We start from the raw sequence: 7264 nt of genomic DNA on the forward strand, positions 1-7264 counted from the left end.
TTTAGGCAAACAGCTCACTGGCCTGGCTGGCCGACGAGAGTTCGCCCACTGCCGCCAATAAAAGGCTAGCCAGTTCAGGCAGGCGCGCTTGCGCCAGCCGGGCACTGGGACCGGCGATGCTCAGCACCCCGATCACCTCGTCAGTGCGTGGGCGCCGCACCACGGCGGCCAACGCTGACGTGCCCACCGCTGAGGTCTGCTCGACCCAGGCATAGCCACGCTCCCGTGCACGCTGTAGGTAGCCCAGCAGTTCATCCGTGGAACGCGGCGCATTCGGGCCGAACTGTGCCGGGTCGGCGATGCCTTGGCGCAAGACCATCTGCAGCGCCTCGTCGTCGCTCAGGCTGGCCAGCCAGGCATGCCCGGAGGCGGTGTAGAACAGCGGGGCATCGCGGCCCATGTCGGGGTCGTAGCGCAAGCCGGAGCGCGCGCCCTGAGACTTGGCGATCCAGGTCTGGCGGCTGCCCTCGATCACGCCCAGGCGCACTAGCTCGCCGCTATCCTGGGCCAGGCGATCAAGAATCGGCTGAATGATGTCGGCGCCACTGCTGGACAGGTAGCGAAAGCCCATCGCCACCAGCTTGGCAGAGAGCTGATAGCGGCTGTTGTCGCGGTTCTGCCGCACGTAGCCCAGGCGGATCAGCTCGGCCAGCATGCGGTGGGTGGCGCTTTTGGGGATCTCCAGGCGCTCGGCCAACGTCTGCAGAGCAAGGCCCTCAGGCTCGCCGGTCAGGCTTTCTACAAGACTGAAGGCGCGTTCGATCTGACTACCAGCCATGGCTAAGGTCCCTGAAAAATGGATGAATTTTGGAAGATGATTCCACAGCCACGGCCATCGGCGCAGCAGGCGGGCGTTGAAGTGTCCGGTTATCGACCAGTTCTGCACGGCCTCACTTGCATCCGGCACCGTCTCACATAAAGAATATGGAATCACGTTCCAATAATAATACCGGAGACCCTGCGATGCCTACCGACACCTTGCAAGCCGAATACGACGTTCTGGTCATTGGCTCAGGCGCAGCCGGCCTGGCCGCAGCGGTAACGGCAGCCTGGCATGGGCAGCGCGTGATGCTGGTAGAGAAAGCGCCGGTGTTTGGCGGTGCCACGGCCTGGTCCGGCGGCTGGGCCTGGGTACCCCGCAACCCGCTGGCCCGCCGCGCCGGCATCGTCGAAGACATCGAACAGCCTCGCACCTACCTGCGTAACGAATTGGGCACGCATTACGATGCTGAACGGGTTGATGCCTTCCTCGAGGCCTGCCCGCACATGGTCGCCTTTTTCGAGAAACACACTGCGCTGCAGTTTGTCGACGGCAACGCCATCCCCGACATGCATGGCGACACACCCGGCGCCGCCACCGGTGGGCACCAAGTGATCGCCGCGCCCTATGATGCCCGCGAGGTCGGCGCGCTGTTGCCCCGCCTGCGCAAGACCCTGCGCGAGACCTCGTTCATGGGCATGCCGATCATGGCCGGCCCTGACCTGGCCGCCTTCCTCAACATGACCCGCTCGCCACGGGCCTTCTTGCATGTGTGCAAGCGCTTTGGCCGCCACCTGTACCACCTCGCCCGCCATGGCCGGGCCATGCACCTGGTCAACGGCGTGGCCCTGGTGGCGCGCCTGGCAAAATCGGCTGAAGACCTGGGCGTGCGGCTGCTGGAATCTGCCCCGGCCAAGCGCCTGCTGATTGAGCACGGCCAAGTGCGCGGCGCCGTGATAGGCACACCGCAGGGTGACCTTACCGTCCGGGCGAAAGCCGTGGTGCTCGCCGCCGGGGGCTTCCCCAACGACAGTGCGCGGCGCCGGCAGCTGTTTGCGCGTGATGCCAGTGGCCATGACAACCTCGCCCTGCCCCCGCAGTCCTGCTCGGGCGATGGCCTGCGCCTTGGCGAATCGGCAGGCGGTGTGGTGGCCACCGACCTGAAATCTTCAGTGGCCTGGGCACCGGTCTCCAAAGTGCCGCACCGCGACGGCAGCGTCGGCCACTTCCCGCACATCATCGAACGCGGCATGCCCGGCGTTATTGGCGTGTTGGCCAGCGGTAAGCGCTTCGTCAACGAGGCGCACGGCTACTACGACTATGTGTCAGCCATGCTCGAGGCGATCCCACCGGGCGAGGAAGCCTGCTCGTGGCTGATCTGCGACCACCGCTTCCTGCGGCGTTACGGCCTCGGTCACGCCCGGCCTGCGCCGTTGCCGGTATGGCCGCACCTGCGCAGTGGCTACCTTAAGCGCGGTGCCAGCATCGAACAATTGGCCCGCGCCTGCGGCATCGACCCTGTCGGCTTGAGTGCCACCGTCGCGGAGTACAACAGCCATGCGCGCCACGGCCAGGACCCGGCTTTCGGCCGCGGCTCCACGCCGTTCAACCGCAAGCAGGGTGACCCGGCGTACAGCGGGCCGAACCCGTGCGTGGCGCCGATCGAACAAGGGCCGTTCTATGCTGTGAAGGTTCAGCCCGGTTGCTTTGGTACCTTTGCCGGCTTGCGCACCGATGGCCATGCGCGGGTACTGGATGAGCAAGGCCAGCCGATTGTCGGGCTTTATGCCGCCGGTACCGACATGGCCAGTGTGTTTGGCGGCTGGTACCCCTCAGGTGGCATCAACCTGGGCCCGGCGCTGACGTTCGGTTACGTGGCCGGGCGGCATATTGCTGGGGCGCAGGCGCCGGAATAAGGCCACCGTTTGGCGGCCACCCGGTAAAAACTGTACAAAAAAATCATCCTGTATAGCTTTGCGGTGAAAGCTAAACTATACCTGTACAAGAAAACTTTTTTGTACAGGAAAGTGAATGCACAGCTACCTGCAAACCTTCGCCGAACGCTTTGCCAGCCTCGATGCGCACACCCTCGACATGCTCGGTGACCTGTACAGCGAGGACGTGACCTTTCGCGACCCCCTGCACCAGATCAGCGGCTTGCCTGCGCTGCGGGGGTACTTCGCGCAGCTGTACGCGAACGTGCAGGAGGTACGCTACACATTCGAGGGTTACGACGAAGTGCAGCCGGGGCACGGGTACCTGCGCTGGACCTTGCATTTTCGCCACCCTCGCCTGGGCAATGGCGCGCTGATCAGCCTGCAAGGCTGCAGCCACCTGCGTTGGCACGAGCGGGTTCACTTTCATCAGGATTACTTCGACGCCGGTGCGCTGCTTTACGAGCACGTCCCGATCATGGGCAGCGCGGTCCGCTGGCTCAAAGGCAGGCTGGCATGAGCCGCTGCTGGGTGACCGGTGCCAGCAGTGGCATGGGCGCGGCGCTGGCCCTGCGCTTGCTGGAGCAGGGGCATCAGGTGGCCTTGGGTGGCCGCCAGGCCGACCGCTTGGCACCCTTAGCGGCGCGGTTTGCGCAGCAGGCCATGCTGGCCATCGGCGATAACGACGAACCGGGCCAGGTCGCCAAGGTCGCCGAGCAGATCGAGCATGCCTGGGGTGCACTCGACCTGGTGATCCTCAACGCGGGCACCTGCGAATACCTGGAGCCGGGTCACTTCGACCCGGCGCTGGTCGAACGGGTGATGCGCACCAACCTGATCGGCACCAGCCACTGCCTTGCCGCTGCCCTGCCCTTGCTGCGCCGTGGCAAGCACCCGCACCTGGTGGTGGTGGGCAGCTCGGTGAGCTGGCTGGCCCTGCCCCGCGCCGGCGCCTATGGCGCGTCCAAGGCGGCCCTGCGTTACCTGGTGGAGTCGTTGCGCATCGACCTGGTCCGCGAGGGCATTGATGTCACCCTCGTCAGCCCTGGCTTCGTCGACACGCCCTTGACCCAGCGCAACGACTTCCCCATGCCACAGCGCTGGAGCGCCGAGCGCGCCGCCGGGCACATCGTCACGCGCTTAGCCAAACGCCCGCTGGAAATCAACTTCCCCGGCGCTTTCACCTGGGTGTTGCGCCTGCTCGGCGCATTGCCGGTGCGCTGGCGTCTGCAGCTAGGCCAACGCCTGGCACGAAACCCACGGGAATAGCACGCCATGCGCATCGCAATCATCGGCAGCGGTATCGCTGGCCTCACCTGTGCCCACTTGCTCTCACGCCAGCATGCGCTGACGGTGTTCGAGGCGGCTGACTGGGTGGGTGGCCACACCCATACCGTCGACGTGAACTGGGGCGGCCAGCAGTATGCGCTGGACACCGGGTTCATCGTCTTCAACGACTGGACTTACCCGCATTTCATTCGCCTGCTCGAACACCTGGGGGTGGCCTCGCGGCCGACCCAGATGAGCTTTGCGGTGCATGACCCCGCCAGTGGCCTGGAGTACAACGGCCATGACCTCGACACCTTGTTCGCCCAACGGCGCAACCTGTTGTCACCTGGGTTCTGGGGCATGCTGCGCGACATCCTGCGCTTCAATCGCCAAGCCCTGGCCGACCTGGACAACCGGCGCATCGAAGAGGACACCACGCTGGGCAGCTACCTGCGCACACACGGCTATGGGCGGCGCTTCATCAACCACTACATCGTGCCCATGGGCTCGGCGATCTGGTCGATGTCACGCGCCGACATGCTGGGCTTTCCGTTGCAGTTTTTCGTGCGTTTTTGCCGCAACCACGGTTTGCTGTCGGTCAACCAGCGCCCGCAATGGCGGGTGATCGAAGGTGGCTCGCGCAGCTACGTGGCACCGTTGTGCCAGCCCTTTGCCGAGCGTATCCGGCGCAACTGCCCCGTGGCCCGGGTGATCCGTGACGCCGACGGCGTGACTGTGATCAGCGCTGCCGGTACCGAGCGCTTCGACAAGGTGGTGTTCGCCTGCCACAGCGACCAGGCCCTGGCCCTGCTGGCAACACCCAGTGCGGACGAGCGTGCGGTGCTGGGTACCCTCACCTACGCCAGCAACGATGTGGTGCTGCACACCGACACTCGCCTGCTACCGCGTCGGCGCAAAGCCTGGGCCAGCTGGAACTATCGGCTGGGCGGCGCCGAGCAGGCACCTGCGGCACTCACCTACAACATGAACATCCTGCAGGGCATCGACGCCCCGGTCACCTTCTGCGTGAGCCTCAACCAGACCGCACAGATTGACCCGGCGCAGGTGCTCGCCCGCTTCAGCTACAGCCACCCGCAGTACAGCCTCGCGGCCTTGGCTGCACAGGCCCGCCAAGGCGAATTGCAGGGCCGCCAGCACAGCTACTACTGCGGTGCCTACTGGGGCAACGGCTTCCATGAAGACGGCGTGCTCAGCGCGTTGAAAGTGGCAGAATACTTCGGAGAGCGCTTGTGAACAGCAGCCTGTGTCATGGTTGGGTCAGCCATCGGCGGCTGACCCCGCGGCACCATGCATTCCGCTACCGGGTCGGCATGTTCTACCTGGACCTGGACGAGCAAAAACACTGGCGCGGCCTGTCGCGCTGGCTCGCGCGCTCGCGGCTAGCGCCCTTGTGCTGGCGGGAAACCGACTACCTGCCCGCACTGACCGCGCGCGGCATACCGTTGGCCCAGGCCGCCCGCCAGCTGGTCGGCCAAGCAACCGGGCACCCCCCCGAAGGCGCGGTGCACCTGCTCACGCAACTGCGCTGCTGGGGGCTGTCGTTCAACCCGGTGAGCGTCTACTTCTGCCATGACCGCGACGGCCACCTGGTGGCGATACTGCTGGAGGTCCGCAATACGCCTTGGCGGCAGCGCCACCACTACGTGCTGCCGGTGCAAAACGGCCAACCCGACGCATTTAGCCTGGCCAAGGCGTTTCATGTATCGCCGTTCATGCCGCTGGACATGGACTACCGCCTGCGCTTCGTGCTCGACGGCCAGCGCGTGCACGTGCACATGGCGAACTGGCGCGAGGGGCACAAGGTATTCGAAGCCCACCTGGCCCTTCGCCGCGAACCGCTGGACCGGCCCGCCTTGCACCGCTACATCCTGAGCTTCCCGTGGATGAGCCTGCGTACGGTGTCTGCCATCTACTGGCAGGCCCTGCGCCTGCTGCTCAAGCGCACCCCTGTCTACAACCACACCGCCAGCCAGGGCGACCTGAGCCTTGGCCACGCCTGTAAGGAACCTGATCATGTCCGACCCCACACTGAGCGTTAGCAAGTCGGCCGGCCTGACGCCGGTGCTTGGCAGCCTGGCCCGGATGGCCGTGCTGGCGCAATTGCGGCGCTTGAGCCAAGGCTCCCTGCGTTTGATTTGCAATGACCAGCACTGGAACTTCGGTGACGCCGGCAGCGCGCTGTATGCCGAAGTCGAGATCGTCGATGACGCCGCCTGGGGCCTGATCGCCGGCAACGGTTCGATCGGTGCTGGGGAGGCTTATATCCATGGCTACTGGCGCACCCCCGACCTGGCGGCGGTAACCCGCCTGTTCGTGGCCAACCTGGACGTGCTGGATGCCCTCGAAGGTGGCCTGGCGCGCTTCGGCCGCCCAGCACTGCGCCTGCTGCATCGCCTAAACCGCAACAGCCGACGCGGTGCGCGGCGCAACATCCTGGCCCACTACGACCTGGGCAATGCGCTGTTCGAACGGCTGCTCGACCCAACCCTGATGTATTCCGCGGCACAGTTCGACAGCCCCGAGCAGAGCTTGGAGCACGCCCAACTGAACAAGCTGGAGCGCATCTGCCAGAAGCTTGAGCTCAAGCCCCACGAGCACCTGCTGGAAATCGGCAGCGGCTGGGGCAGCCTGGCCATCCATGCCGCTACCCACTTCGGCTGCCGCGTGACCACCACGACGCTTTCCGAGGCGCAGTACGCGCACACGCTGCAACGCGTGCAGGCGGCAGGCCTGGAGCAGCGCATCACGGTACTGCGCGAGGACTACCGCGACTTGCAAGGGCGCTTCGACAAGTTGGTGTCGATCGAAATGATCGAAGCCGTCGGCCATCGTTACCTGCCCCTGTACTTTCGCCACTGCGCCGCGCTGCTCAAGGACGACGGCCTGATGCTGTTGCAAGCCATCACCATTCGTGACCAGCGCTATGAAAAGGCCCGGCGTTCGGTGGACTTCATCCAGCGCTATATCTTCCCCGGCGGCGCCCTGCCCTCGCTAAGCGTCCTGCTCGACACCGCCAGCCGCCAGACGGCGCTGAACCTGGTGCACCTGGAGGACTTCGGCACCGACTATGCGCGCACCTTGCGCCATTGGCGCGACAACCTGCGCCATGCGCGCAACGCGTTGATGGAGTTGGGCTATGACGAAACCTTCCAGCGCCTGTGGGAGTTCTACCTGTGTTATTGCCAGGGCGGTTTCGAAGAGCGCGCCATTGGCGTGGCACAGCTGCTATGGGCCGCGCCCCAGGCCCGCCGCGCCCCCCTACCAGGCGCCTGACCAGGCA

General features: G+C 65.4%; 7 protein-coding genes. 6 read left to right on the plus strand and 1 reads right to left on the minus strand.

Annotated features, from left to right (window positions below; translation table 11 throughout):
• Position 1: 1 nt before the first annotated feature.
• The gene (locus GIB19_RS26170) at positions 2-778 is read right to left on the minus strand and encodes an IclR family transcriptional regulator (RefSeq protein WP_274888596.1); all 777 of its coding nucleotides are present in this window, start codon (positions 776-778) and stop codon (positions 2-4) included.
• A 185-nt stretch (positions 779-963) separates the two neighbouring features.
• Between GIB19_RS26170 and GIB19_RS26175 the strand changes: the two genes are divergently transcribed.
• The 6 genes from GIB19_RS26175 to GIB19_RS26200 all read left to right on the plus strand — a co-directional run bounded on the left by GIB19_RS26175 (position 964) and on the right by GIB19_RS26200 (position 7257).
• Positions 964-2676, plus strand: a complete 1713-nt coding sequence (locus GIB19_RS26175; protein ID WP_274888597.1) for an FAD-dependent oxidoreductase — start codon at positions 964-966, stop codon at positions 2674-2676.
• A 115-nt stretch (positions 2677-2791) separates the two neighbouring features.
• Positions 2792-3214 (plus strand): nuclear transport factor 2 family protein, encoded by a 423-nt coding sequence (locus GIB19_RS26180; RefSeq protein WP_027596246.1) that lies wholly within the window; start codon positions 2792-2794, stop codon positions 3212-3214.
• Positions 3211-3963, plus strand: a complete 753-nt coding sequence (locus GIB19_RS26185) for an SDR family NAD(P)-dependent oxidoreductase (protein WP_274888598.1) — start codon at positions 3211-3213, stop codon at positions 3961-3963. The genes GIB19_RS26180 and GIB19_RS26185 overlap by 4 nt, the downstream gene beginning before the upstream one ends.
• A gap of 6 nt (positions 3964-3969) precedes the next feature.
• The gene (locus GIB19_RS26190; protein ID WP_274888599.1) at positions 3970-5217 is read left to right on the plus strand and encodes an NAD(P)/FAD-dependent oxidoreductase; all 1248 of its coding nucleotides are present in this window, start codon (positions 3970-3972) and stop codon (positions 5215-5217) included.
• The gene (locus GIB19_RS26195) at positions 5214-6023 is read left to right on the plus strand and encodes a DUF1365 domain-containing protein (protein WP_274888600.1); all 810 of its coding nucleotides are present in this window, start codon (positions 5214-5216) and stop codon (positions 6021-6023) included. Before GIB19_RS26190 ends, GIB19_RS26195 begins: the two co-directional genes overlap by 4 nt.
• A complete protein-coding gene (locus tag GIB19_RS26200; RefSeq protein WP_274888601.1) occupies positions 5998-7257 on the plus strand; it encodes an SAM-dependent methyltransferase in 1260 nt (419 codons plus the stop codon). Before GIB19_RS26195 ends, GIB19_RS26200 begins: the two co-directional genes overlap by 26 nt.
• Positions 7258-7264 lie beyond the last annotated feature (7 nt).

The organism is Pseudomonas sp. ITEM 17296 (assembly GCF_028895205.1).
GTDB lineage: Bacteria > Pseudomonadota > Gammaproteobacteria > Pseudomonadales > Pseudomonadaceae > Aquipseudomonas > Aquipseudomonas kermanshahensis.